19 protein-coding genes are annotated in these 25,285 nt (G+C 43.6%); 9 read left to right on the top strand and 10 right to left on the bottom strand.

The window, feature by feature from the left end:
• Positions 1 to 4: 4 nt before the first annotated feature.
• The 4 genes from EPX21_RS21750 to EPX21_RS21765 all read left to right on the top strand — a co-directional run bounded on the left by EPX21_RS21750 (position 5) and on the right by EPX21_RS21765 (position 7,288).
• On the top strand, positions 5 to 1,603 hold the full coding sequence (locus tag EPX21_RS21750; RefSeq protein ID WP_240768759.1) for a RagB/SusD family nutrient uptake outer membrane protein: 1,599 nt from the start codon (positions 5 to 7) through the stop codon (positions 1,601 to 1,603).
• Between the two features lie 91 nt (positions 1,604 to 1,694).
• Positions 1,695 to 4,001, top strand: coding sequence for a GH92 family glycosyl hydrolase (locus tag EPX21_RS21755; RefSeq protein ID WP_134091943.1), 2,307 nt, complete (start codon positions 1,695 to 1,697; stop codon positions 3,999 to 4,001).
• Positions 4,002 to 4,075: 74 nt separating this feature from the next.
• Positions 4,076 to 4,801 carry a basic secretory protein-like protein gene (locus EPX21_RS21760; protein ID WP_134091945.1) on the top strand — a complete coding sequence of 242 codons (726 nt, stop codon included), beginning with the start codon at positions 4,076 to 4,078 and terminating at the stop codon, positions 4,799 to 4,801.
• A 201-nt stretch (positions 4,802 to 5,002) separates the two neighbouring features.
• Positions 5,003 to 7,288 carry a GH92 family glycosyl hydrolase gene (locus EPX21_RS21765; protein ID WP_134091947.1) on the top strand — a complete coding sequence of 762 codons (2,286 nt, stop codon included), beginning with the start codon at positions 5,003 to 5,005 and terminating at the stop codon, positions 7,286 to 7,288.
• Between the two features lie 106 nt (positions 7,289 to 7,394).
• Here the strand turns inward: EPX21_RS21765 and EPX21_RS21770 are convergent, their stop codons facing one another.
• On the bottom strand, positions 7,395 to 7,649 hold the full coding sequence (locus EPX21_RS21770; RefSeq protein WP_134091949.1) for a hypothetical protein: 255 nt from the start codon (positions 7,647 to 7,649) through the stop codon (positions 7,395 to 7,397).
• Between the two features lie 170 nt (positions 7,650 to 7,819).
• On the opposite strand from EPX21_RS21770, the gene EPX21_RS21775 reads away from it, so the two are divergent.
• A complete protein-coding gene (locus EPX21_RS21775; protein ID WP_134091951.1) occupies positions 7,820 to 8,572 on the top strand; it encodes a HAMP domain-containing sensor histidine kinase in 753 nt (250 codons plus the stop codon).
• Positions 8,573 to 9,095: 523 nt separating this feature from the next.
• Positions 9,096 to 10,931: a glutamine--fructose-6-phosphate transaminase (isomerizing) gene (gene glmS, locus EPX21_RS21780; RefSeq protein ID WP_134091953.1), complete on the top strand. Its 1,836-nt coding sequence runs from the start codon at positions 9,096 to 9,098 to the stop codon at positions 10,929 to 10,931.
• Between the two features lie 163 nt (positions 10,932 to 11,094).
• On the opposite strand, the gene EPX21_RS21785 is transcribed toward glmS, so the two are convergent.
• The 8 genes from EPX21_RS21785 to EPX21_RS21820 form a co-directional block, all read right to left on the bottom strand.
• Positions 11,095 to 11,850, bottom strand: coding sequence for a sugar transferase (locus EPX21_RS21785; RefSeq protein ID WP_134091955.1), 756 nt, complete (start codon positions 11,848 to 11,850; stop codon positions 11,095 to 11,097).
• A gap of 185 nt (positions 11,851 to 12,035) precedes the next feature.
• Positions 12,036 to 12,950: a glycosyltransferase family 2 protein gene (locus EPX21_RS21790; protein WP_134091957.1), complete on the bottom strand. Its 915-nt coding sequence runs from the start codon at positions 12,948 to 12,950 to the stop codon at positions 12,036 to 12,038.
• A 3-nt stretch (positions 12,951 to 12,953) separates the two neighbouring features.
• On the bottom strand, positions 12,954 to 14,702 hold the full coding sequence (locus EPX21_RS21795; RefSeq protein WP_134091958.1) for a right-handed parallel beta-helix repeat-containing protein: 1,749 nt from the start codon (positions 14,700 to 14,702) through the stop codon (positions 12,954 to 12,956).
• 16 nt (positions 14,703 to 14,718) lie between these two features.
• Complete coding sequence (locus EPX21_RS21800; RefSeq protein ID WP_134091960.1) at positions 14,719 to 15,705, bottom strand: glycosyltransferase family 1 protein; 987 nt, start codon at positions 15,703 to 15,705, stop codon at positions 14,719 to 14,721.
• A complete protein-coding gene (locus tag EPX21_RS21805; RefSeq protein WP_134091962.1) occupies positions 15,706 to 16,902 on the bottom strand; it encodes an O-antigen ligase in 1,197 nt (398 codons plus the stop codon).
• The gene (locus EPX21_RS21810; protein ID WP_134091964.1) at positions 16,886 to 18,085 is read right to left on the bottom strand and encodes a glycosyltransferase family 4 protein; all 1,200 of its coding nucleotides are present in this window, start codon (positions 18,083 to 18,085) and stop codon (positions 16,886 to 16,888) included. The genes EPX21_RS21805 and EPX21_RS21810 overlap by 17 nt, the downstream gene beginning before the upstream one ends.
• Positions 18,086 to 18,122: 37 nt before the next feature.
• A complete protein-coding gene (locus EPX21_RS21815) occupies positions 18,123 to 19,190 on the bottom strand; it encodes a glycosyltransferase (RefSeq protein WP_134091966.1) in 1,068 nt (355 codons plus the stop codon).
• Positions 19,187 to 20,131 (bottom strand): glycosyltransferase family 2 protein, encoded by a 945-nt coding sequence (locus EPX21_RS21820; protein WP_134091968.1) that lies wholly within the window; start codon positions 20,129 to 20,131, stop codon positions 19,187 to 19,189. Before EPX21_RS21820 ends, EPX21_RS21815 begins: the two co-directional genes overlap by 4 nt.
• Before the next feature lie 184 nt (positions 20,132 to 20,315).
• Here EPX21_RS21820 and EPX21_RS21825 point away from each other — a divergent pair, with 184 nt between their 5' ends.
• Positions 20,316 to 21,845: an oligosaccharide flippase family protein gene (locus EPX21_RS21825; RefSeq protein ID WP_134091969.1), complete on the top strand. Its 1,530-nt coding sequence runs from the start codon at positions 20,316 to 20,318 to the stop codon at positions 21,843 to 21,845.
• A gap of 10 nt (positions 21,846 to 21,855) precedes the next feature.
• A complete protein-coding gene (locus tag EPX21_RS21830) occupies positions 21,856 to 23,049 on the top strand; it encodes a polysaccharide pyruvyl transferase family protein (RefSeq protein ID WP_134091971.1) in 1,194 nt (397 codons plus the stop codon).
• Here the strand turns inward: EPX21_RS21830 and EPX21_RS21835 are convergent.
• Positions 23,035 to 23,238: a twin-arginine translocase TatA/TatE family subunit gene (locus tag EPX21_RS21835; protein ID WP_134091974.1), complete on the bottom strand. Its 204-nt coding sequence runs from the start codon at positions 23,236 to 23,238 to the stop codon at positions 23,035 to 23,037. The genes EPX21_RS21830 and EPX21_RS21835 overlap by 15 nt on opposite strands.
• A 276-nt stretch (positions 23,239 to 23,514) precedes the next feature.
• Between EPX21_RS21835 and EPX21_RS21840 the strand changes: the two genes are divergently transcribed.
• Positions 23,515 to 25,176, top strand: coding sequence for a HAMP domain-containing sensor histidine kinase (locus EPX21_RS21840; RefSeq protein ID WP_166670848.1), 1,662 nt, complete (start codon positions 23,515 to 23,517; stop codon positions 25,174 to 25,176).
• Positions 25,177 to 25,285 lie beyond the last annotated feature (109 nt).

A 25,285-nucleotide genomic window follows, 5' to 3' on the forward strand; every position in this document is an offset into this window, starting at 1 on the left:
TTGTATGACAATAGGGTTTAGCGGATGTACAAAGTTGGACGAGAATGCCTACGATGTGATGCTAACCGATAATTTTTATAATAATAAAACAGAAGTATTATCCGCTGTACTGCGTCCTTATACACACGCTAACGCATGGGTTACCCCTTCTGGCCAAGATGGCTGGTGGCGTCCCTCAGAGTTGTCTGCCGATCAACTTGCTTGGCCTACAAAAGGGCCGCATGGTGAAGATGGAGGCAAATGGAAACGCCTACATTACCATACGTGGACCGTCGACGAATCGGGTTTGAATAACGCGTGGTCGTTAATGTATTGGGGAATGGGTCTGTGCAATGACCCGATAGGAAACATTGAGCAACGGGATGTCGCGGATATGGGAATTACGCAGGAAGAGAAAGACGCTTTTATTGCGGAGCTTAAATTGCTCCGTGCGTTTCATTATCTTAAGTTGATGGATCTTTTTGGTAATATCCCTATTGTTACGCAAGTTGGTGAACCTGCTCAGCCTGAAACTAGCTCCCGTCAGGAAGTGTTTAATTTTATCGAAAGCGAAATCTTGGCGAACATTGATAAAGCACCAAAGTTATCACGTGAGATGCTTGGAAGGGTTTCTCAGGCAGCAGGTTATGCTATGTTGGTAGAACTTTATTTAAATGCGGAAGTGTGGACCGGAGCAGCGAGGTGGGACGATTGTATTGCCGCAGCGGATAAATTAATTAGCGGCGAAGCAGGTGCACAAAATGGGACGATGCAGTTAGACCCAAATATTAGGGATCAATTTAACACAACAAACGACCTTTCGAAGGAGGTGATATTTTCTATTGCATACGACTATACAACGGCTAATTTTCAACCGTCATGGCCTAGCGAGTTTTACCATTTCAAACAACGCGAAATTTATGGAGGAGGACGGAATGGAAATAACGGAATCGTTTTGATTCCAGGTGTTTATGCTACTTTTTCGGATGCCGACTTAAGAAAAAGCGAATGGCTGTTGGCCGGCGGGATGACTAATTTCCAGACGGGAGCAGCTGTGACTGGTTCTGAGGAATATGAGGGGCGACCGCTGATCTTCGTCGATAACATTCAGCGGAATACAGCAAATTCTACGGTTTCTAATATGAGTGAAGGTGAAGAGAACAGTGGCATACGGTTCAATAAGTACAAACTCGGGAATCAAGTGGTAGGGATAGACCGAACCCCGATTGATCCAAATTACAATAATACTGATTGGAATATTTATCGTTTAACCTGGATTTACTTTGCAAAGGCAGAGGCTATTATGCGTAAGAATGGCGGAACTGCTACGCCAGAGGCCGTAAGTTTAATTAACGAATGCAGACAGCGCGCATTTGCCGCTAACGACTGGCCAGCGGCTGCATATACGACGAGCACATTAACTTTAGATGAGCTTTTAGCTGAACGTGCGCGGGAGTTTATATTTGAAGGTTTTAGAAGGGATGATCTCATTCGCTTCGGTAAGTTTACAACGGAGGTTTGGTGGGATCACACTTCGTCTGATCCGACGCGCGCACTATTCCCAATTCCTCAAAGACAACGGGATTTAAACCCCAATTTACAACAAAACCCAGGTTACAATTAAAGCTTGAGATTATCGTTAAAGAAGGGACAGAACCAAATAGCATATCCAAAACAGCCGTGCGTGCTGTTTTGGAATTTTATATTTCAAAAAAATGATGTTAAGAAGAATGAAAAGAGGGGTGTTTTGCACGCTTGCAGCTACTTTGTTCGCAGTATCTGTACAGGCACAAGTCGCCGTAACGGAACAAGACCCCGTAGATTATGTAAACCCATTGATGGGAACTGATTCCAAGGTTTCTCTCTCCAATGGCAACACGTACCCGGCCATCGGCTTGCCCTGGGGAATGAATTTTTGGACACCCCAAACAGGTAAGAATGGCAATGGCTGGCAATATACCTATGGGGCCGATAAAATCCGGGGCTTGAAGCAAACGCATCAACCATCCCCTTGGATGAACGATTACGGTCAGTTCTCGCTGATGCCGGTAACTGGCAAAGCGGAGTTTGATGAAGAGAAACGCGCGAGTTGGTTTTCGCATAAAGCGGAAGTGTCTAAACCTTATTATTACAGCGTGTACCTGGCAGACCATGACGTGACGGCTGAAGTAACACCTACAGAAAGGGCGGCTATGTTTCGTTTCTCTTTTAACAAAACAGATAGTGCTTTTGTCGTATTGGATGCTTTTGATCGCGGTTCGCAGGTGAAGATTATTCCGGAAAAGAATATGATCGTTGGCTATTCTTCGCGTTATAGTAGGGGGAAATTAAAAAACTTCAAAAATTATTTCGTTATCGTTTTTGACAAACCCTTCAGCAATTTCGCAACTTGGGCCGATTCCACGAAACATGCGGATCAAATGGAGTTGACAGCTGATCACGTAGGTGCTATCGTCGGGTTTACCGTAAACGGAAAGACAGATCAGGTGCATGCCAAAGTGGCCTCTTCTTTTATCAGTGAAGAACAAGCACTGCTTAACTTGAATGAGCTGGCAAATGACTCCTTCGATCAGGTTGCCGACAAAGGACGTGCAATATGGAATGAGAAGTTGGGTAGGTTGAAGGTAGAGGGCGCGAGCGTTGATCAACTGCGTACTTTTTATTCCTGCCTATACCGCACCCTGTTTTTCCCCAATAAGCTTTATGAGATTGATGCGGAAGGTAAGATTATGCATTACAGTCCTTATAACGGAGAAGTGCTTCCGGGATATATGTTTGCTGGAACAGGCTTTTGGGATACGTTCCGGGCGCTTTATCCATTTTTGAACTTAATGTATCCGGCTATCAATAAGGAGATGCAGGAAGGACTTATCAATGATTACAAAGAAGGTGGCTTTTTGCCGGAATGGAGTAGTCCGGGCTTCGCTGATATCATGGTAGGAAATAACTCTGCTTCGGTTGTAGCCGATGCTTATATAAAAGGCTTAAGAGGCTATGATATCGAAAAGTTATACGAAGCTTTGGTTCATGGAGCAAATAATGAAGGCCCCATGTCTGCTGTGGGGCGGAAGGGTGTTGAATATTACAACAAGTTGGGTTATGTTCCCTACGATGTAAAGATTAACGAAAATGCTGCTCGGACCTTGGAGTATGCCTACGATGATTTTGCTATTTATCAATTGGCGAAGGCATTGAAAAAACCGAAGAAAGAAATAGAACTTTATGCGAAGCGTAGCCAAAATTACCGAAACCTGTTCGATAAAGAGTCGAATCTGATGCGTGGCAAAAATCAAGACGGTTCATTTCAATCGCCCTTTAACCCACTTAAGTGGGGAGATGCCTTTACAGAAGGGAACAGCTGGCATTATTCATGGAGCGTTTTCCATGATGTACAAGGTCTGATTGATTTAATGGGCGGCAAAAAGACCTTCATCAATATGCTCGATTCGGTGTTCGACCAAGCGCCTACGTTTGACGACAGCTATTACGGTGGTGTTATACATGAAATCCGGGAAATGCAGATCGCCAATATGGGTCAGTACGCGCATGGCAATCAGCCCATACAACATATGATTTATCTTTACAATTATGCCGGCCAGCCTTGGAAAACCCAATACTGGGTGCGGGAGGTGCTGGATCGATTGTACTTGGCCACTCCGGACGGCTACTGCGGAGATGAGGATAATGGGCAAACTTCGGCTTGGTATGTGTTTTCGGCCTTAGGATTCTATCCAGTGTGTCCCGCCACCGATCAATATGTCTTAGGCGCACCTTTATTCAAAAAGGTAACCCTACAACTCGAAAACGGCAACAAGTTTGAAATTGAAGCACCTCAGAACGACGCGAGCAATCGATATGTCAAAGAGGCGGTATTAAATGGACAAGCTTTTGATCAAAACTGGATCGGCCACCAACAAATCTTGAATGGTGGAAAACTCAATTTTGAAATGGATAAAACACCGAACAAAAAGAGAGGCGTTGATGCAAAAGCGTACCCTTTCTCTTTTTCTTCAGATAAATAGCGATGCGAGACAGGCTTTTATAGCTAAAAACAGTTTCTGACGATCAACAAGTATTTAAGTAAAACAAACAAGACATGTTTATTTCAAAATTTAATGTATTTTTTCTAGTAAGTCTTTTTTGCCTCACCTTCCAAAGTGGTTTTGCACAAAATCAATGGGCATCCGTCGAAGAGGATTTACGTGTTGCGGTTTCTGCGGATACGATTCAAAAAGGGAAATATAGCCTCATTTTTATCAATAAATCATCGGACTTTGACGTGGCGGTGAAGCAGCGCCTTATCGATGTTTTCTTTATAAATTACCCGAAAGAGGCTAAAATGTATAATAAGAAAACAACGGAAAAGGTGGTCTTTGTAATAGACCCGGCTTATAAAGGTGTTGCTGCCGCCGGGGGAGGGGTAGTCCGCTTTAATCCGGAATGGTTTAAAAAAAATCCAGGTGATGTAGATGTCGTGACGCACGAAGTAATGCATTTGGTGCAGTCGTATCCCAATGGTGCCGGCCCTGGCTGGATTACCGAAGGGATTGCAGATTATGTACGGTTTACTTTAGGCGTCGACAATGAAGGAGCTAAATGGAGTTTACCCGATTTCACTGAAAAACATTCTTACGAAAATGCCTATCGGATTACCGCTCGTTTCTTTTTTTGGATTGAACAGAATATAAAAAAGGGCACCATAAAAAAATTGGACGCAGCGATGCGGAATAACGTATACTCCGATGGTTTTTGGGAGAAGAATACCGGAAAAACAATTGATGCACTTTGGGCCGAGTATGCAAAGAATCCGACGATTGGTTGATCTAGATTCGTCTTTTAAAGCAGATAGCCGCTTAATCCTCATTTTTGGTTTGTTAATGAGGAGGGCGGCTGTCTTTATTCTTGCTCAAACTAGCCATTTTGCAAACAAAAGCAGATATTTACAAGTACAAAGGAAATCCTGTTTTAACCAAACAATACGGTTGGTGAAAAACAGTGCGTATAGATAATAAAAACACGATTTATGAATAAATGGAGAAAAGCCTTACTGTTGTTGATATTGCCAGTAGGATTGCATGCACAGGGGCTGTCTTTAGTACAATATGTTAAACCGATTATCGGGACGGCAAAAATGGGACATACTTTCCCCGGTGCTACGGTCCCTTTTGGCGCTGTACAGCTGAGCCCCGATACGGACACCATTCCCTATGCCGTAAACGGCAAATATAATGGCGATGTATACAAGTACTGCGCCGGCTATCAATACACGGATCCTACAATTGTCGGCTTTAGTCACACACACTTCAGTGGCACAGGCCATTCTGACCTCGGCGACTTTTTGATTATGCCTACTGTAGGGAAACTGCAAATGAATCCTGGGACAAGTGATCATCCCGAGAACGGATATCGCTCTGCCTTCAGTCACGACAATGAGGTGGCCGAACCGAATTACTATAAAGTCAAATTGGACGATCCCGGTGTATTGGCGGAGTTGACCACCTCGGCCCGTGTTGGTTTCCATCAGTATACCTTTCCGAAGTCGACCGATGCCCATATCATACTCGATTTGATGGCGGGAATTTACAATTACGACGATAAGAATGTGTGGACAGTCGTGCGGGTCGTCAACGACACCTTAGTAACCGGGTACCGACAAACGAACGGTTGGGCCAGAACCCGTACAGTGTATTTTGCCATGAGTTTCTCAAAGCCTATCAAGGAATATGGCACACAGAATAACGACGAAGCGCAAGTCTATAAAGGCTTTTGGCGAAAGTTCGATCAAGAGAAGAACTTTCCAGATATCGCCGGGAAAAAGCTTAGAATGCATTTTGACTTTGAAACGGAAGCGGAAGAGAAGATTAAAATAAAGTTCGCGATCAGCCCTGTTAGCATGCAAAACGCCTTGGCGAACATGAAAGCGGAAATTCCGCATTGGGATTTCGACCGGGCTAAGCAGGCGGGGCAGCAATTATGGGAAAAGGAACTACAGAAAATTGAGGTCAATGTACCAAGTAAAGAAGACCGCATTAATTTCTATACCGCCATGTATCACGCTGCTTTAATGCCAACAATCTACATGGATAGTAATGGTCAGTACAAAGGATTGGACCAAGAAATCCATCAGGCCGAAGGATTTACCAATTACACCTCCTTCTCCTTATGGGATACGTTTCGCGCATTTCATCCCTATCTCAATCTAATTAATCCGAGTCGTAACGCTGATATGGTAAGCTCAATGATGGGCCATTACCAGCAAAGCGTGTTACACATGCTGCCTGTGTGGTCGCATTATGCCAACGACAACTGGTGTATGAGCGGATATCACAGCGTCTCGGTAATTGCCGATGCCATATTAAAAGGCGTCTATAAGGGGGATGCGCTGGCGGCGTTAGATGCCTGTGTGCAAACCGCAAATGCACGGCCTTATGAGGGGATAGGCGCCTATATCGACAAAGGCTACGTCCCGGCTGATATCTCGGGTACGTCTGTTTCTAATACACTGGAGTACGCTTATGACGATTGGTGTATTGCTCAGTTGGCCAAAAAGCTGGGGAAAATGGACGTTTACGAAGATTTTCGTAAGCGGGCATCCAATTGGAAAAATGTATATGATCCTTCCATTGGATTTATGCGTCCACGGATGGCCGATGGAACCTTCAAAAAAGAATTTGATGTGCTTAAAACAGACGGACAAGGATTTATTGAGGGGAATGCATGGAACTTTAGTTTGTATGTGCCACATGACCCGGAAGGCATGATGGAAAATATGGGCGGTAAAAAGCGCTTATCGCGTTACCTCGACTCCTTATTTACCATGCATTTACCGGACGAGTTCTTTGCCCATACGGAAGACATTACGCGAGATGGAATTATTGGCAATTACGTGCACGGAAACGAGCCTTCACACCACGTTGCTTATCTATACAATATCACCGGAGAGCCTTGGAAGACGCAAGAGAAGGTTCGAATGATCTTGAAAAATCAGTACCACAATGGTGCAGATGGCTTAGGAGGAAACGATGATTGTGGGCAGATGAGTGCCTGGTTTATTTTTAGCTCCTTAGGCTTTTACCCGGTAGCGCCCGCCTCTGATGACTATTGGTTGGGAAGTCCCTCGGTTCAGGATGCAAAACTGCAATTGGAAAACGGACGAACGCTTATCGTAAAGGCGCTTAATCAGTCGGCGCAAAATGTTTTTGTTAAAAAGGTGACCTTTAACGGAAAAGAAGTGAAAGGCCATAAAATAAAGCATGCTGATTTAATGAATGGAGGCGAGCTGGTTTTTTATATGAGCGCTAAAAAATAAAAAGGAAAGTGATTGACGTTGTGGTCGTCAATCACTTTCCTTGAAGCTTAAAGTTTTTTTAAACTAACAGCTGGCAGCTATCAACTGGCAGCCGGCAACTAATGCTCTATTCTCCTTCATCAACTTCGATTTCAATTCCTTTTTCCTGATAATAGGAGAAGTCGCTCAACACTTCGTCTATTCCTAAGAGTTCTTTTTCACTCAGCGCCGTTACGGATGCATCATCCATGACATCGTCACGTGCTGGTTCTTTACTGGGGGTATATACCAAGTCTTGTCCGTCTTTGGAGCTCGCTATTAACGTGGTAAATCCTTCTTCTTTCAGCCTTTTTAACAAGGGTATCGTTATTGGTTCGTTCATAACAAAAAAATAGATGCATATCTAATGTGATGAATAACAAGCAGTAGTGCGCTGCTGTTTTTATTATTTTTATTTAAAAATACAGCAGAAAAATATTAGTTTTAGAGAACGTGTAAAAAACAAGGATTGTTGCCGGTTTAATTGTATATTTTCTAAGAGATACTTTATAAATGCTAAAAAGTAAAGAGGAGCTATTGGCTATTATAGAACAGCAAGAAAAGGTGATTTTGAAGTTGGTGGATAGCAATCAGCTAAAAGTCAAATGGATCAATCTTTTGGTGCATGACTTGAGAGGGCTTTTAGCCAACACCATTTGGTTTATTGATACCTTTTTAAAGCAGGAAATCGATGAAAAAGTGTTTTTAGAGCTGTTGCCCGAATTGAAAAAAACCGCCGAACTGCAATTGGAGGGATTTAATAAAACCGTTGTATGGACAAGGGAACATTCGACAGACCTCGACGAAGAGCTGGTAGCGCTTGATCTGGATAGTATTATTGCTTCCGTGCTCGAACAGCATGCCTCTTCTGTTCAGGCGAAAAGATTAACGGTTAACGTTTCCTGCGAGAAAAAGCTGACACCTTTTGGCTACCCGTTATTAACGCAGTTTGTGATTAAACACGTTTTGGATAATGCTATCAAATTTACCGATATGGATGGGTCGATCTCCATAGATTTGGTATGTAATCAGGAAAAAGTGTATGTAGAGATCACCGACAACGGGATTGGAATGAACGAACAGACCCTGCAGGATATTTACAATCCGAATAAGATCAAATATCTCGGAACTGCGGGTGAAAAGGGGATCGGGATCACCTTGTTTATGTGTAAAGATTTTATGGAGATGCAAAAAGGACAACTTGTTGTGCAATCTTCCTTGGGATGTGGGACTCGTGTGAGACTAGAATTTATGCATGCGCTTTAAGTCTGTTGGGTCCGCTTTTGAAGGTAGGTCGGGGCGCACTCCTATAACGAACATGCAAATTGTATATCAACAGCGTTTTTTTGTAAATAAATAAAAGTTTGAAAAACTTTTTGAATTTTTTTTACCAAAATCAAAAACAAATTGTATTTTTATCAAAAGAAAGTAAATACATCTTGTATCAACGTTTTTCATGTGTGAATAGTCTAAGCACAAAAAGTACCCGTTGGTGGTTCTACGGGTACTTGTGCTGGACATTTCTCTCTAAAGTAATAGGCTATAAGCGGTAGGTTTATAAAGCCGCCTTATACCTTAAACCCCACGCCCTGTCCCGTAAGGCCATATATAATAAGCCATAAGCTTTAAGCTCTTGTTTTGCGTATTATCCTTAAGCCAAATGCCTTATATCTTAGCCCTTACATAACCAAAAAAGTTACGCAATCGGTTGCGTAAACTCTCTTTTTGTCTTATTTTAGTGCGCACTTAAATAAATCATACGAATTATTATCATCCAAAACGCTAAATTATGTGTGGAATTGTAGGCTATATCGGCCATCGTAATGCTTGGGAAGTTATCATTAAAGGACTAAAAAGACTGGAATACCGGGGATACGATAGCGCGGGCGCTGCGCTCGTAAATGGTAAAATGAACATTTACAAAAAGGCAGGAAAGGTGGTCGACTTAGAAAACTTTGCGGAAGGCAAGGATTTATCAGGCAGCTTGGGGATGGGGCACACACGTTGGGCTACACACGGGGCACCGAACGACCGAAATGCTCACCCGCATACTGCTGGCAATCAAGCACTCGCCATCGTTCATAATGGGATTATCGAAAATTACGCCGCTATAAAGGAGATGCTCATCGCAAAAGGGCACAGCTTTCTAAGTGATACAGACACGGAAGTTCTTGTGAAGCTTATCGAGCAGGTACAACAAGAGAGTGAAGCCGATTTAAAGACAGCGGTGAGGATGGCCCTAACACATGTAACGGGAGCCTTTGCCATCGTAATCCTTAGCGAGGAAGAGCCCGATTTATTAATTGCCGCCCGGAAAGGAAGTCCAATGGTTATCGGAATCGGGGAAGGCGAGTACTTCGTAGCTTCCGATGCTTCTCCAATTGTTGAGTATACCAAACAGGTTTATTACCCGGAAGATAATGTGCTTGTGTTTCTTAAGCGAAGCGATATGGAAATAAGGGACCTGTCTAACGTTGAAGTGACTCCTTATATCCAAGAACTCGAATTGGAGCTGGAAGCGTTGGAAAAAGGCGGCTTTGAACACTTTATGTTGAAAGAGATCTATGAACAGCCAAGATCCATCGCTAACTGTATGCGCGGTAGAATTTACGCTGAAGAAGCACGGATCAATTTAGGTGGAATAAGCGAATACGCTAATAAATTTTTGCAGGCGCAGCGGATCCTGATCGTTTCTTGCGGAACGTCCTGGCATGCCGGCTTAGTAGGTGAGTACCTCATCGAGGAATATGCACGGATTCCGGTGGAAGTGGAATATGCCTCCGAATTTAGATACAGAAATCCGATCATTGGAAAAGACGATATAGTAATCGCCATCTCGCAATCGGGAGAGACGGCCGATACGATGGCTGCCGTTGAACTAGCAAAAAAGGCGGGCGCAACAATCTTCGGGATATGCAATGTAGTAGGCGCTAGTATTCCGCGCTTGTCGCATGCAGGTATGTACACGCATGCTGGTCCCGAAATCGGGGTGGCTTCTACCAAAGCCTTCACCGCACAGGTAACGGCACTTTCACTACTGGCGCTCTATATCGCTCGGCACCGGGGAACCCTTCCCACCTCAAGGATCGCGACCTTATTAGCCGAATTACAGAAAGCGCCGGATTTAATTGCCGATTGCTTAAAAAGCGAACCGTTGATTAAATTAATTGCGCACGAAATGCAAGACAGCGCCAATTGCTTGTTCTTGGGCCGGGGAATTAACTTCCCCGTGGCTTTGGAGGGCGCGCTTAAATTAAAGGAAATTTCTTACATTCATGCAGAAGGCTATCCGGCGGCCGAAATGAAGCACGGCCCTATTGCTTTGATCGATGAGCAGATGCCCGTGGTCGTAATTGCTACCAAAGATTCGTCGTATGAAAAAATAATCAGTAATATACAGGAGGTGAAGGCCCGCAAAGGTAAAATCATTGCCATTGTAACGGAGGGTGATACGGTCATTTCCGACATTGCCGATTACCTCATTGAAATACCTTCTTGTGAAGAGGCATTAACGCCTATTTTAGCCACCATTCCCCTTCAACTGTTATCTTATCATATCGCGGTTATGAGAGGCTGCAACGTAGATCAGCCGCGTAACCTCGCTAAGTCTGTTACCGTTGAATAAGCAGGTCAATTGGTATCCCCGCTTGGAAGCCGCCGAGTGGGGATAAATAAAGTTTATTAAGAAGAGCGTTCTTTCTCGAACTAATATTCCAGTGTAGAAAAGGCCGTTTTTGACACTGGAAGCTACTGTAAAGCTACTGAAATCACACTGACCCCTCAAATCGCTATTTTCCTTTTCCTTGAAACATCACCTTAACCGTCTTCAAAATGATTTGGATATCGGAGAAAAAGTTGATGCCCTGTAAATATTGCAGATCTAAAAGCATTCTCTCGCACATTTCATCAACGGTTTGCGCGTATCCAAAGTTTACCTGACCAATAGAAGTAATGCCGGGTTTAATGGTGAGCAATTTCTTATAGCTCGGAGCCTTTTCGACAATCTGCTTGATGAAATGAGCTCTTTCGGGACGCGGTCCAACGATAGACATATCACCTTTCAGCACATTCCAAAACTGAGGGATTTCATCCAAACGCGTTTTTCGCATTAACCGTCCCCAAGGAGTAATGCGTGGATCCACATCTTTTGCTAGTTGAGGCCCGAATTTCTCGGCATCTACATACATACTTCTGAATTTGTAAATAAAGAATGGTTTCTCGTGCAAGCCGATCCGTTCTTGTTTATAAAGAACAGGGCCCTTCGATGTAAGCTTTGTGATGGCTGCTACCAACAAAAAGATCGGAAGACCAAGAATCAAGACTGCGAGCGAAAATGCAATATCAAAACTCCTTTTGAAAAACTTAGAACTTATATCGAGTGCTTCGCCTTTATTGATAAGAATAATAGGGAAGTCTGCATAATGCAAAAAGTTGTTTTCTATTAAACTGGTGAAAGAAGTCCTGAGCATCACATTCGGCACCACAATGCTTTGGTCTACACCGGTAGCCTGTTTCATTTCTTGTATTTGCGAATCTCTTAACATGTCTATTCTAATTATGTGTTAAGCAAAAGCCAAGAAATATGCCAAATAGCTGAATGTTGTTTTTTGGGCGTTTAACGCATATTTTTTAATTCTATTTCAGTTTATTAGTGTGGTAAGTGGGGAGGTTTTTCCACAAAATGGAGGAGGCCGTTTCGGTCGGGAGACGGCCGGCGGCAACCTCCGTTTTACGCTTTCCAATAGGCTTTATGCATGGAGAATCGCTTGTTCCAGGCAGTCGGCAAATGCTTGTGGAAAAGCCCCAACTTATATCCCAGCCACTTGGCTGCCGTGGAGAAGAAGGCTTTCGGAAGTTCGCTCACTCGATGTTTTAGGATATAGGAGAATTCGGATTTCACGTATTTCAATCCTTCCGATTCGGCGTGCCCAAAGTGCTTAAATATCCAAGCATTGGTTGCGTGGAAGACGCCGATGTCAAAATAACGTTTAAACTCTTCTTGTATGGAATAGCTATGTGAATGATGGGCTTGTGCTTCGGCTACATAGGCAAGTTGCCAGCCGTTCAGTATAATACGGCCAGCGGCAATTACATCTTCTCCCAGAATAGTGCCGCTGGGAAAACCTCCAGCTTCCTCAAAAGCGGTCCGTCTATAGGCTGCAAACGAGTTCGAGCACGATGCGGTTTTGATACCATATTTGTCTATACTCGCTAGCCCTCTTAACTGGGAATGTGCCGGGTAGTTAAACAGGCGGGCGTGGGCTTCAAGCGCTTTTGCTCCCCGGTGAGGCAGCTGGCGCCCGTAAGCAACTCCAATTTCCGGGTTTTCTTCAAAAGCCTTTATCAGATTGCTGAAAGCATCCTCATTCGCCAGGATGGCGTCTTGTGTTAAAAATAGGTATAAATCGGCATCCGGAAAGCGATTAACAGCCATTTGCCTAGTGCCTCCATGATCAAAGTCTTGCTTGTTGATATGGATGACCTCAAAGTCTGCTATTGCAGGGTGGTTCAGGGTGCCGTCTGTTGATCCTGAATCAATAATCACCTTCTTGTCGGGCTGTAAGCGCTGCTTATTTAGGCCTTGGAGCACAGCGGGCCACAGCTTCCCGGCATTTAAAGTGGGAATGAATAGTATTGTTCTCATTTTCTAAAGCTTCTTAATAACAACCTTACCATAATCCGGATAACCGCTGACTATTTTCTCTTGGCTAATATAGGCATGTCCCACGCCCTCTAAACGGATCGAATTATCGGTTTTGCCGCCTTTGTGTGTATTGCCTTTGAGCTGGAGATCGTTAGGGTTATAACTGACCAATGTTCTGTTTAATCTTCCTCCTTTTATCGACATCAATTCGTTGGAGAGCAAGGCAAGTTTCGGAGATCCCTCATCGACAACACAGGCATTGACCGATTGGATGGTATTATGCTCAATATGAACCGATGTGGCCATTCTTTTAACGGTAATCGCAGAGCCGGCGGTACTGGTTATATGGTTATTGGTGAGGGATGCACTGTTTATTTTTACGAGCAAAATGGCCCCGGTTGGCTGTTGGCTAAGGACTTGGTTTTCTTCCAAAATTAAGTGTCCCTGCATATTGATATTCAAACTGGCATTGCTCAGCACATTTCGGCTCATAATGAGCGAATCGATGGCGATTCCGTTAGGAAGTAGCAGCGTACGTAGCTTGTTGTCTTCCAGTTGTAATGTGCGGCCTTTCGTACCGGCAAGCACGGTTAGGGCATCAAAAGTGTTGTTCTTTAATACGATCTTACCGAAGGTCTGTACGAGCTCCACTTTATTGTCGGCGTTATTGTTTTCGGCCTGAATGGCACCACAACGCTCTAAATAAAGAGCCGGACGGTTTGATTTCCGTGAGCTGTTCTGTAGCAGCTGCACTTCGCTTACGTTAACTAAGGTGGCCAATCCCGATCCATCTACGGTCGATTCCCCGGCAACGAAGCCATTATTAAAACTCTTATTGTTTTTTATGATACAATAAATGGAGAAGGGCTTTTCCGTAATTTTGTTGTTGATGTCAATGGCATCCGCGGCATTGTGACTCAATGTGTTGTTTAGAATTTGGAACTGCTGCTCTCTCTTGGTTTTTCCAAAGCCTATCTGAATGGCACTCATGCCATTATGTGCGATGTGGTTGTCGCTGATGGTGGCATGTCCGCTTCCATGCATAAAGATGCCGTTTTCGCCGTTTTTCTGTATCGTATTGTCGGAGATTCGGATATTGCTGCAAGAAAGTAGGCGAATGCCGGTGCCGGCTTGGTATTTCTGGGCAGACTGACGAGGAGCACCATAGTTGCTGATACGACTGTTCCTTATTTCGATGCTGTCACATTCATAAAACAGCAGTCCGGGAAAGGCATATATTTTTTTGTCGTCCCCCGTAATCTCTACCTTAGTAAGACGAATGTTTGTACTTTTTGAGATGTATAAGGCTTCATTGGTCGTAGTTGCGCAGAAGCTCAGGCTAATGTTCCGAAGGTTTCTACCGAAAAACAAAGGCGCGGATGAATTTTGGTTGGTGCGCGAAAACCGTTGGGTGTCATTGGATAACGTTTGCTTAAATTGTCCGAGCCCTTTTAGATGGATGTCGGATTTCAAGACTAAAGTTTTTACCAGGTAGGTCCCTTCAGGGACGAGGATGGTGTCTCCTTTTTGTGCCGCTTGGATAGTCTGTTGTATCTGCTTTGTGTCATCCGACTTCCCGTCGCCTTTCGCCTGAAAGTCGCGCACATTCAGTGTCCGATATACGCGCGTAGCCTTCGTTTTGGTAGTCGCTGCTTTACCATTGGATTCGGGTGTAGCCTGGCACGACAAGAAGCTCCAAAGGACAAATCCGGAGAAAATCGACCAAAAGTTAGTGAAAAGCCGGTTTTTCATTTTAGTTCGCTATGATTTATGATAGTATTGTTTTCCAAGTTTGTATGGCCGTATGCTCCCATTGAAAGCTGCGCGCCCGCTGCTTCCCTTCTTCGATATAGTGATTTCGAAGGGGGTTATTGTTTACCAGTTCTTCAATGCCGGTAGCCATCTCCTGTATATTGAGCGGGTCTACACATAGCGCGGCTGTGCCGGCTATTTCCGGAAGTGAGCTGACATTGGAGGTTAAAACAGGAGTTCCGGAAGCCATGGACTCCAATAAGGGCAATCCAAAACCTTCCATTAGGGAGACATAGAGCGTCGCTAAGGCGCCTTTATAAAGCTGAGGCAAGCTGTCTTCATGGATGAAACCTAAAAATTTTATTCGTTCCGCTATTCCCAGACGCTCGGCCTCCTGCGTTAAAAAAAGGTCGGGGTCTCCTGAAAGTGCAAAAATAATCTCTTTATCTATTTTTGCGCGGGCAAAAGCCTGAAGCATTGCCGGTATGTTTTTATTCTTCCGCCGATTCCCTATATATAAAAGATAGGGTCTCTCTAAAATGGTTATGTCATCATTCTGCGCGAATCGATCATCAACACCGTTATACACCACCGTAATAATCTGTTCATTAATCCCAAGAAGTTCTGTTAGTTGTTGTTTACTATGGTGTGAAACCGTGATTATTTTTTTTGCTTTTTTGGCCAGTCGGGCAATGACTTGTTGATAATAGATTTTATGAAGCGGTGAATAATAAAACAGATGCATCAGGTCGTGTATGGTGATCACAAACGGCGCGTTGGCGAAAATAGGTGGCATAAAAGAAGGGCTGTAGAAAACGTCTGCATCCGATAGGCGAATGGATTTGCCAAGCATAAAAGGCGTGTAAAGGCTTCCAAGCCGCATATCACTTTTTACATGAAGATCGATAACGTGAGGCGGTTTTCTGTCCATAACTTCCTGATATAGCCTGCCAATGCCCGTGTTTCCTGCCCATCTACTATCAACGAGTACCTTTGTGTTCATTTAGAATCCTATTTTAATTTGTTCTGAAGTTGTTTTCTTAGAAGTTCCCAATATAAACGAGAGTTGTAAATACAAAATGATGTCGTTATCATATCCTGAATAAAGAATCATCATAATAGCCAGTAAAGGCAAAAATACTGCCAGCCAAAAGCTGCGCGAATGGTTAATGCCCTTGCAATAGCGGAAAAAGAACCACAGAAATAGGACATAGGACAGCAAGCCAACCATGCCCAGTTCGAGATAACAGGAAAGAAATGTGTTATGAATATGTGGCTCGCCATGATAATAAGCCGCATATTGTGCTAAAAAATCTCCACCCTTTAAAAATCCGTTGCCCCAAGGCTTAATCTCTTCGAAATGTTGGAAGAAGGCTTTCCAATAGGTGATACGAACGCCCATGCCGTCGTTCGAGGCGGTAAGTGTATCCACGCGTAACACTTTTTCGAAAATAAAAGGTGCTATGAAGCATAAAAAAAGAACTAAGGCAATTTTAATGGGTCTTTTCGCAAAGAACCAGAAAATCAGCAACACGCCAATGAGCAAAGCGACAATAGGCGTTCTCGATAGGGAAAGAAAGGCGAGTAGAAAAACAAATAAAATGCGCCAGCAACTAATCCGTGCATCTCTTATTAATGGAATTAAAATGTAGATCAAACCTAATAATGCAATCCTGGCCCCAAACATGTTCTTGTCGCTTAATCCCCAAAAAAATAAATCTTTATTGTATAAAGCACTGCCCTTAGCCGAGGAGCTAGCTCCGGTGATGAGCTGGAAATGGAAAGCTTGATGATAGATCAATAGCTGTAAAAAGCAAAGGACAAGGATGAGATGCATCGTCCAATCAACCAGGCGGATTAAGGTTGATTTTTCCTGCTGGGCGAGCCAATAAATGCTTGTTGCAAAAAAAGACATATTAATCACCAATTTGATCAGGTTATCCCGGATGGGAGGTTCTCCATCCGAGGTAATGGCAAAGCTGAAAATCGCATAAATGACGAAAACGCAAAGAGCCAGCAACCACGGCTCTTGTGCAAATTTCTGGAACGTGGTGGCGGAGGATCGATAGGCCGCCGTAAAAAATACGACCGACGCCAACAGGAATACAAAGGGATAGATTTTTAAGGGAAGAAAAATGCTTAGCAGTGCAAAGCAAAAGAGATAAGCCGCTACATGGTGACTTTTACGCGTTATTTCCATGGACGACCTCCTTTAAAACACTTGAATATTCGTTTATCATTCTTTCTTTACTGAGAATAGCTTCTACCGATTGACGGGCGTTTTTAACCAGGTCATTATACAATGAAGAATCCTTGTACAAACGCTGTATGGCATCGCCTAAGGAATTTTCCTTGGCAGCATTGCATAATAAACCGTTGACGCCATCTTTAACCGTTTCTTGCAAGCCTCCAACCGCATTGGCGATTACAGGGACATGATGGGCGAGGGCTTCTATTGCCACCATACCTAAGGGTTCTTGCCAAAGAGACGGTACTACGAGTACATCGATCGTTTTATAAAATTCGGAAGGCGTTGTATAGCCTAAGAAAGAGATCGGCGCGGCTCCGGCGATGCCCTTTAAAAAATCTTCGTAATCTTTTTTTCCACCACCGGCTATCTTTAATTCTGCTTGGATGGGAAGCCTTTTAAATTGATGAATCAACCACTCGATGCCTTTTTTTTCAGCTAAGGTGCCAATGTAGCCAACCCTGAATGTAGAACCGTTTGTTCGTGGTGGAGGTAAAGGAGATGCCGGAACGTCCCTTGTGTTGTATATAACATATTTTTTCGCCTGTTTAAAATAGTGGAAATTTTCGAAACGGTCTAGAATAAACCGACTGATACCTACTACAGCGTCTACTTGGGCCGACAGTTGTTTGTGCTTTTTTCTTAAGAGGGAGCAGCTGAGACATTGCGTGGCGCAGGAGCTATTGCCCTTAAACATGTCGCTGTTCGGACAAAGGAGATACAAGTCATGAAGGACTTGGACGATCGGTATGCCGGCTGCTTTTATTTCGTCCCAAACGGCAACACTCCAGCCTACCAGGTTGTGACAGGAAACGATGTCGGGATTCTCTTTTGCAAGAATTTCTTTAACCGCGGATCTCATGGCGGCATTGTAACGATCTTTAGCATGCCAGAGCATGCGATCCCATTTCCCTGCCCGGGTTTTTTCGAAGGGCCAATATAGATTTTTCAACGCAGTTCGGTACACTTTTACCTGATCCACCCATTCTACGCTGGTGGCGCCTGCTGGTTTTAAACTTAATACCACCACTTCATGCCCTGCCGCTTGCATACCTTCAGCAATGGCCTTAAGAGAGAGCTCTGCGCCGCCCTGTATCAAAGGGCTGTATAGGGCATTTATATAGAGTATTTTCATTGATCGTTCTGTTTTTGTTAGCATGTGCCAAATGAATTCATTGTTTCCGTTTCGATAGAAACGGCTGATATAGCCCGATCAATTGTTGGCCTATCTGCTTATTGTTGTGCTCGCGCTGTATATAATCAAATAATCGCTCGCCCTTCTCGGTGAAAATATTGGGCTGTTCTTTTTTCAACCTAATGGCCTCGGCGATTTTTTTCCTTAGCATCTGCTCGTGTTCTGCTGGGCTGCTATAGCTGTAAGTAAGCACATGATCAGCGTCTTCTTTTAAATCTGATAGGGTGCCAATGCGCGGACAGATGACGGTCTTTTTATAAGAGAAAGCCAAAATAACGGTGCCAGAATTTAAGCTGCTTTGCAGGTCGTACGGAAGAACCAGTAAATCGGCTGTTCCGAAAAGAGAAGGGATTTCAGCGTCATCGATGAAACGCAACTGGAGATCGATGTTTTTGGCGCCGTTGGCTATCCTTGCCAATATTTCTTTATATTTTTCTGTTGCGGGTTTTCCGGCGATGGTCAGGGTTATTTCCCTTTCAAATTCTGTAGCCAACTTGATGAGCAACTCGATGTTTTTATACGGCTTAATAACCCCCATAAAAAGCAGTTTCAAGGTTTCTGAATTGGTAGAAGAAGGAATGACCGGGCCGTATACGCCTATAAAGTTAGGGTGAGGCAGATAGGAGAGCTTGCTAAGCACTTTAGGGTGCTGTGCCCTCAGGATATCAATGGAGGCGGAGCTGTGGATAATGATGCGGTCCGACCATTTGATCAGTAAATCAGTGAGCGTGCGACTAAAAAAGCTCAGGCCCTTTTCATGCGAACTTCGGTTGTGCATCGTCCATATCAGCGGTTTTCTGCCTAGTTTGATTGCTAGCAGTACAACCATTTTCCGGAAAAAACTGCGGAAAGCCACAAAGAAACTGCGATCGTCGACATTTTCAAACCAATTAAGATGAACCAGACGGATAGATTTGAAATGTTTATAGGAGGAAAAGAAGTCGTCCAGCGCACAGATTTCAATACCCGATGCAGCTAAAGGGGCTGTCATCAGACGGATATATTGATTCTCTTTATTGTCGGGTGGATTGAATATGATTTTCACGATTTTCTCTTGCTTAAATTTACACTTTTTATAGAGGCGACTACTATATCTTTCAGGCTTAAGTCGAATACCCGGCGATGTTTAAGCCAAAGCCAAAAGTTGGCAAGCAATGCATGCCGCATAGACAAAGCCATGGTAAACCGTTTTCTCTGACGCATAAAGTGGCCTTGCTTCGCGACAAGATAACGGTGAACAACAGCCATTTCCGGACTTTCAGGCTCTTTTTGAAGAAACGAGCGCAACCACTTCGCATAGCCCAGATTTGCTTCCATTTTATGTAAATTGTTTCCCGTAGACGTGATGGATAGTGCATTACTTCTGTACCGGAAAACAGGCTTGTTGGTATGGGCGATGCCTTGTTGTCCGGTAGCAATAAAAGCCGTTATGTCATCGGAACCCCATGCTAGCGGGAGCTTATAAAATCCGCCTTGTTTCCGGAGTGGTTCCACCCGGTATACGAAGTCGGAGATATAATTGGAGCGATACTGCGCCAAGCGATGCCATATGCTGTCGTACACATGCTCAAAAGCCGGACAAGCGGGCGTCAGCATGCTCAGTTGCCCAGCGTCATCGATGATTTTGCTGCGGCAGTGGTAAACGTTTAATGTCGGATACGCTGCAATAAGATTGGAGAATTCCTGCAAATAATCTGGCTCCAACTCATCATCGTCGCCCATAATCATAATGTATTCGCCCTTCGCTAAGGATAAACATTTATTCCAATTTTCGACTAAATGAATAGCCCCTACGTTATGATCGTTCTGTAAATATTGTATGCGATTATCCTCAAATTGTTGCACAATCGCTTCTATCGGTTCCGGAGAACAATCATTCAGGATAATCAATTCGAAGTCACGAATTGTCTGCTGTAGTATGCTTTCTATGCACGACTTCAGGTAACGGCTTTTATATGCGGGTATGCAAATAGAATATTTGACCATACGTCTTTTCTGTTTTTCCTAAATTAACAATTTTCAGTCCAATAGTTGCCAGTTCACGAACGGCGGCACGATTTTTATAGTTCTATGCCGGTATCACTAAATTTCGTAGCTTAGAAAACGGGAATCGAATCGTTCGTTTTTGACAGGAACGATATAAAACGTACAGAAAACAAAAAATTAATACATGCGCGCAGCGAATAGAGTAGCTCTTAACACGTCCATACTTTATCTACGGATGTTGGTTACGACCGGCATAACACTTTATACAACGCGCGTCGTATTGAATGTTTTAGGAAGCACGGATTATGGTCTGTTCAATTTAGTTGCCGGCATTGTATTGATGTTATCTTTTCTGAATACCACCATGGCTTCCTCTACCCAACGCTTTCTGTCATTTTATCAGGGAGCGGGCGACTTACCTATGCAGAAGCGCGTATTCAGTAACAGTATGTTACTGCATATAGCGATCGCGTTCATTATTGTGGCGGCCTTGGAGATCACCGGATTGTTTTTATTTGATGGCGCGCTTAACATTCCGGCCGACCGGATCGAAGCTACACGGTTTGTTTACCATTTTATGGCTGCAACGGTTTTTTTTAATGTGGTGGTGGTACCCTTTAACGGGGCCCTGATAGCACATGAAAATATGATCTGGGTGGCGGTCGTAAATGTCATAGAAACCCTGCTAAAACTCGGTATTGCCTTGCTTTTGAGTGTTCTGTCTTACGACAAACTAATGGTTTATGGAGCGCTGACCGCGTTAGTGAGTGTGGTGAGCTTTCTGCTTTATGCGCTTTATTGTTTAAAGAAATACGATGATTGTTCTTTGAAGGGGCTCACCATCCAAGCTGATAAACCCTTGCTAAAGGAGCTTTCTACCTTTGCAGGATGGAACCTTTTCGGCACCTTATGTGGTTTAGGCCGGACGCAGGGACTAGCGGTTCTTTTAAATATTTTCTTGGGTGCCGTTATTAATGCCGCCTACGGAATCGCTAATCAAGTGGCCGCGCAGCTAAACTTCTTTTCAGCAACGCTGTTGCGTGCGCTTAATCCTCAGATAATGAAAAGCGAAGGGGCTAACGACCGGCCGAGAATGTTGAGGTTGGCTATGATGGCTAGTAAATTTGGTTTCTTTCTCCTCGCTATTATTGCCATTCCCGCCTGCTTCGAAATGGAAGCTATTCTTACGATATGGTTAAAGAATGTACCGCCAAACACCCTTATTTTCTGTCGTCTTATTCTCATCGCAACCTTGATAAATCAATTAACTATCGGTTTGCAGTCGGCTGCGCAAGCTATTGGCGATATTAAATATTACCAAATAATCGTAGGGACTACCTTGCTTTTAAATCTACCCATTGCCTACATCTTATTGTCCCTTAACTACCCCGCGTATTCGGTTATCGTAAGCTATGCGATCATTGAACTTATCGCTTGCATTTTACGGATGTTCTTCCTCAGGCGTTTGGGCGGTTTATCGATTCGCCTTTATCTTCGGAGAGTAATCTATCGGGAAATAATTCCGGTAGCTATGGCGTTAATTATGGGTATATTGGCAATTAACTATATTCATTACGCTCATCGATTTGCATTGAGCATTCCGCTTATAGCATTGACTTTTGGACTGAGTATTTATTTCTTCGGTTTGTGTACAGATGAAAAAGTATTGATGCGTAATTTTATAGACAAGATAAAACAAAAAATAACAAGCTAACGGCTGAGACATGAACAAAATATTAATTATAGGCGCTTTCGACAGGTTCAACTATGGAGACCTCCTGTTTCCGATCATTATTGAGCAACAGCTGAAGACATATGGACAGCCCTTGGATTTGGCTTATTTTGGAATGGTAGATAGTGATTTAAGCGACCTGGGAGGAAAGCCTACGCAAAATATTCAAGCATTTTATCAGGCCTGTAATGACGGTTCAACAAGAGCGAATATTATTGTGGCGGGAGGGGAGGCGATCGCGGTGACATGGAATTCGTTGTTGGTCGCATTAAACGAAAAATACAAATTGATACGGCGTTATCAGCACCATCTCGAGAAATTTATGGACCTCAATAAATGGGCGAAACGCAAGTTAAAGGGACAGACCATGCTTCCCTTTGTGTTTAATAAAACAGATTTCAAGAGCGTCGATCATGTATTGTTCAATTCGTTGGGAGGATCAGAGATTCCGGAAGAAATCTTCACAAAAGTCGAGGGCCTGAAACAGAAGCTGAAAAATGTAGATTATTTTTCTGTACGGGATACGGTTACGCAGCAGAATTTGAAGGATAAAGGAATCGATACGAATCTATATCCGGATTCCGCTATTTTAATGTCGAAGTTTTATCCAAACGAGCAGCTGCAAGGCTTGGTAAGCATTGCTATTAAGCGCTTTGTAGAGGAGAAGAAAGGTAAATACGTGTTCTTTCAGATCAATAGGAACCATGCAAAGCAAAAAGAGGAAAGAATCGCATCCTTACTGAATGCGATCTACGAGCAAACCGGTACCGATATTTGCTTATGTCCCATCGGCAAAGCCTCTAACCACAACGATGATGAGGCCCTGCAGTTAGTCTTTCCACATCTAAAGGGCGAAGCCCAGTTTTTCAACGAGGTCACGGTATGGGATATCATGTATCTGATAGCCAATGCGCGGTGTTACATAGGAACCAGTTTGCATGGTGCCATCACAGCGATGAGCTACGCGATACCTTATGTGGGTATCAACGTGAAGAAGCTGAATAGCTACCTGTCAACTTGGGGCGTAGAAAGGCTGAAGGCTGTAGTGCCTATTGAACAATTGTTTACGCAGTATCAAATCGCTATTGATGTCCCGAAACAAGACCTATTGGAATCTAAACGGAGGCAGTTCGCCGCCATTGAAGAATCATTCGATCGAATGGCAACGTGTTTATTCGGCACTTGATTCATCTTTTTTTAGTGTTTCGGATGTCGGTTTTTCGTCATTTTGTCCTTCTTTAAACGCGCGAACGCCCTGTCCTAATCCCCGCATCAGTTCGGGGATTTTTTTTCCTCCGAAAAGGAGCAGCAATGCAAGAACAATGACACCTAGCTCGGGGCCGCCGATTGCAGCCAATAATACTGGATGAAGCATAATCTATTTTTTAGTTTAACTTTGCAAAGTTAACCGTCTTAACATTAGAGATAGATTAAGGTAAGATTAGGGAAATTAAGCGGTTACAGATTGCTTGAACTAAAACTGTTATCATGAACCGTTGGTACGATGTACACCGGAAAACCCTCGTAGAGCGCGCGTGGTAAAGGAAAAATAACGGGAAAAATTGATTGATTTATGAAGCTCGACGGGCAAAAAAAACAGGAAAGAACTTCCGGGATTTTGCAGAGGTTGCTATTTGTCTTCCTAATATTTGTGTTCTTACTTACAGCCGGTTCGCTGCTGTTAAGGCATTCGATTGCTGAAAAGCTGGCCTACCTGAGCGTGAAGTTGAAAGCGCCGCCCGAAACGGGCGAAATAAGTGATGTTTTGCTCGAGTTGAGTAGCGCTGAAAACGATTTTCAACAAGCGAGCCTCTATGGATATAGCGACAAGCTGAAAGAGTACGAACGGAAGGTGTTGAACGTTTTTGCAAAAATAGACACGATATTAGTCGAATACCCTGTATTGGCCGACTCCCTCGAAAAGTCGTTGGAGGAGCAGGAGTTTAAAAAGTATGTGAGTGAGAAATTAGACCTTTCGCTGAAAGTGTTTGCCCTGAAGAAGAATTTCGACTCCTTGTTGGCAAAAAGCACGAAAGCCAATTTCCTCGGAAACAGAAAAGTGCGGATTGCTAAGGAAAAACGGCAAATAAGGCGGAGCGCTGAACAGGATACGATCATTAAACAAGTCGCGTCGGCCGTTAAGAAAAAAGGTTTCCTTAAACGTTTGCAACAAGTTTTTTCACCTAGTTCTGACACCTTACGTACCAAATTATTATTGGTGGCAAGAGAAAATGCAGTGCGGGACTCCATGACGAGAGCGCTGCAAATTCAAAATGAAAGGGGGCAGCAACAGCTTTTGGCCAGACTGAGTAAAGAACATTCGCTATTGGCCCAATCGCAGCAAGAACTTATCTCCTCTAACTTGTCGCTGATTATAGAGTTAAGGCAGCTAATTGATCAGATAAAAGACAACTATTTATTAAATTGGGAGAGGAACCAACGAGAGACATTGGCGCAATATGAAAAAGCCGTTGCCGATTTAGATAAATTCACCATTACGGCTATTATTATGGTGCTCGTTTTCGTGGCTCTTCTCTTGTTCTATATCAAAAAAGCAGGTAAAGCGGAAAATCAATATAAAGCGGAAAACGCACGGGCTATCGCGCTTGCTGAGCAAAAGTCTCAAATGTTGGCCACCATGAGTCACGAGATTCGGAATCCACTTACGGCCATAACCGGCTTTGTATACCTGATGAGAAATACGCCATTAACGGCCGAACAGAGTCGTATGGTGAGTTCGATAAAAGCTTCGTCGGATATGTTGATGGATACTGTGAACGACATTCTGGATATGACTAAAGTTGAAAGTCAACAATCTGAGGTGCTCAAAGTGGTGTCTTTTACACCTTTTCATGAAATAAAAGCAACTATTGAAACGATGCGTTTTATAGCAATTAAGAAAAATATTGGCTTGACCTTTACCTTCGACGGCCCGGAAGATGAAATGGTTTACGGGGATCCCTTCCGATTAAAGCAGGTAGTCATTAACTTGCTCGGCAATGCCATCAAATACACCGACGAGGGAGGTGTAGAGGTGTATTGTAAACTGGAAAAGGGAGAAGCAAGCGATATGCGCGACCTCATTGTGCGAATAAAAGATTCTGGAACAGGTATTCCGCAGGAGCAGCAAGCAAAGTTATTCACTAAGTACTATCAGGCAGGAAAAGAGAATAGCAGACCGGGGACCGGGCTCGGATTGTATATTTGCTATCAGTTAATAAAGCTACAGCAGGGAGATATTTTTGTCGAAAGCAAGGAAGGTGAAGGCTCCGTGTTTAGTTTTCAGATTCCGTTTAAATCCGCGAATATTTAATGAAATCTGAAAAAGCAGAACCTGCCGTTCTGAGGTATACCCTAGAGAGGACAAGAAGGGAATAGCCGAGGTTTAGCTATTATAGAACGTATTTTTGAACCGAAAACCA

This window comes from Olivibacter sp. XZL3 (assembly GCF_004368405.1).
Lineage (GTDB): Bacteria > Bacteroidota > Bacteroidia > Sphingobacteriales > Sphingobacteriaceae > Olivibacter.

What these genes read in the sequence shown, in the direction of transcription:
- EPX21_RS21750 (WP_240768759.1), top strand. Translation starts at nt 5, where the DNA reads ATGACAATAGGGTTTAGCGGATGTACAAAGTTGGACGAGAATGCCTAC.
- EPX21_RS21755 (WP_134091943.1), top strand. Translation starts at nt 1,695, where the DNA reads ATGATGTTAAGAAGAATGAAAAGAGGGGTGTTTTGCACGCTTGCAGCT.
- EPX21_RS21760 (WP_134091945.1), top strand. Translation starts at nt 4,076, where the DNA reads ATGTTTATTTCAAAATTTAATGTATTTTTTCTAGTAAGTCTTTTTTGC.
- EPX21_RS21765 (WP_134091947.1), top strand. Translation starts at nt 5,003, where the DNA reads ATGAATAAATGGAGAAAAGCCTTACTGTTGTTGATATTGCCAGTAGGA.
- EPX21_RS21770 (WP_134091949.1), bottom strand. Translation starts at nt 7,649, where the DNA reads ATGAACGAACCAATAACGATACCCTTGTTAAAAAGGCTGAAAGAAGAA.
- EPX21_RS21775 (WP_134091951.1), top strand. Translation starts at nt 7,820, where the DNA reads ATGCTAAAAAGTAAAGAGGAGCTATTGGCTATTATAGAACAGCAAGAA.
- glmS (WP_134091953.1), top strand. Translation starts at nt 9,096, where the DNA reads ATGTGTGGAATTGTAGGCTATATCGGCCATCGTAATGCTTGGGAAGTT.
- EPX21_RS21785 (WP_134091955.1), bottom strand. Translation starts at nt 11,850, where the DNA reads ATGTTAAGAGATTCGCAAATACAAGAAATGAAACAGGCTACCGGTGTA.
- EPX21_RS21790 (WP_134091957.1), bottom strand. Translation starts at nt 12,950, where the DNA reads ATGAGAACAATACTATTCATTCCCACTTTAAATGCCGGGAAGCTGTGG.
- EPX21_RS21795 (WP_134091958.1), bottom strand. Translation starts at nt 14,702, where the DNA reads ATGAAAAACCGGCTTTTCACTAACTTTTGGTCGATTTTCTCCGGATTT.
- EPX21_RS21800 (WP_134091960.1), bottom strand. Translation starts at nt 15,705, where the DNA reads ATGAACACAAAGGTACTCGTTGATAGTAGATGGGCAGGAAACACGGGC.
- EPX21_RS21805 (WP_134091962.1), bottom strand. Translation starts at nt 16,902, where the DNA reads ATGGAAATAACGCGTAAAAGTCACCATGTAGCGGCTTATCTCTTTTGC.
- EPX21_RS21810 (WP_134091964.1), bottom strand. Translation starts at nt 18,085, where the DNA reads ATGAAAATACTCTATATAAATGCCCTATACAGCCCTTTGATACAGGGC.
- EPX21_RS21820 (WP_134091968.1), bottom strand. Translation starts at nt 20,131, where the DNA reads ATGGTCAAATATTCTATTTGCATACCCGCATATAAAAGCCGTTACCTG.
- EPX21_RS21825 (WP_134091969.1), top strand. Translation starts at nt 20,316, where the DNA reads ATGCGCGCAGCGAATAGAGTAGCTCTTAACACGTCCATACTTTATCTA.
- EPX21_RS21830 (WP_134091971.1), top strand. Translation starts at nt 21,856, where the DNA reads ATGAACAAAATATTAATTATAGGCGCTTTCGACAGGTTCAACTATGGA.
- EPX21_RS21835 (WP_134091974.1), bottom strand. Translation starts at nt 23,238, where the DNA reads ATGCTTCATCCAGTATTATTGGCTGCAATCGGCGGCCCCGAGCTAGGT.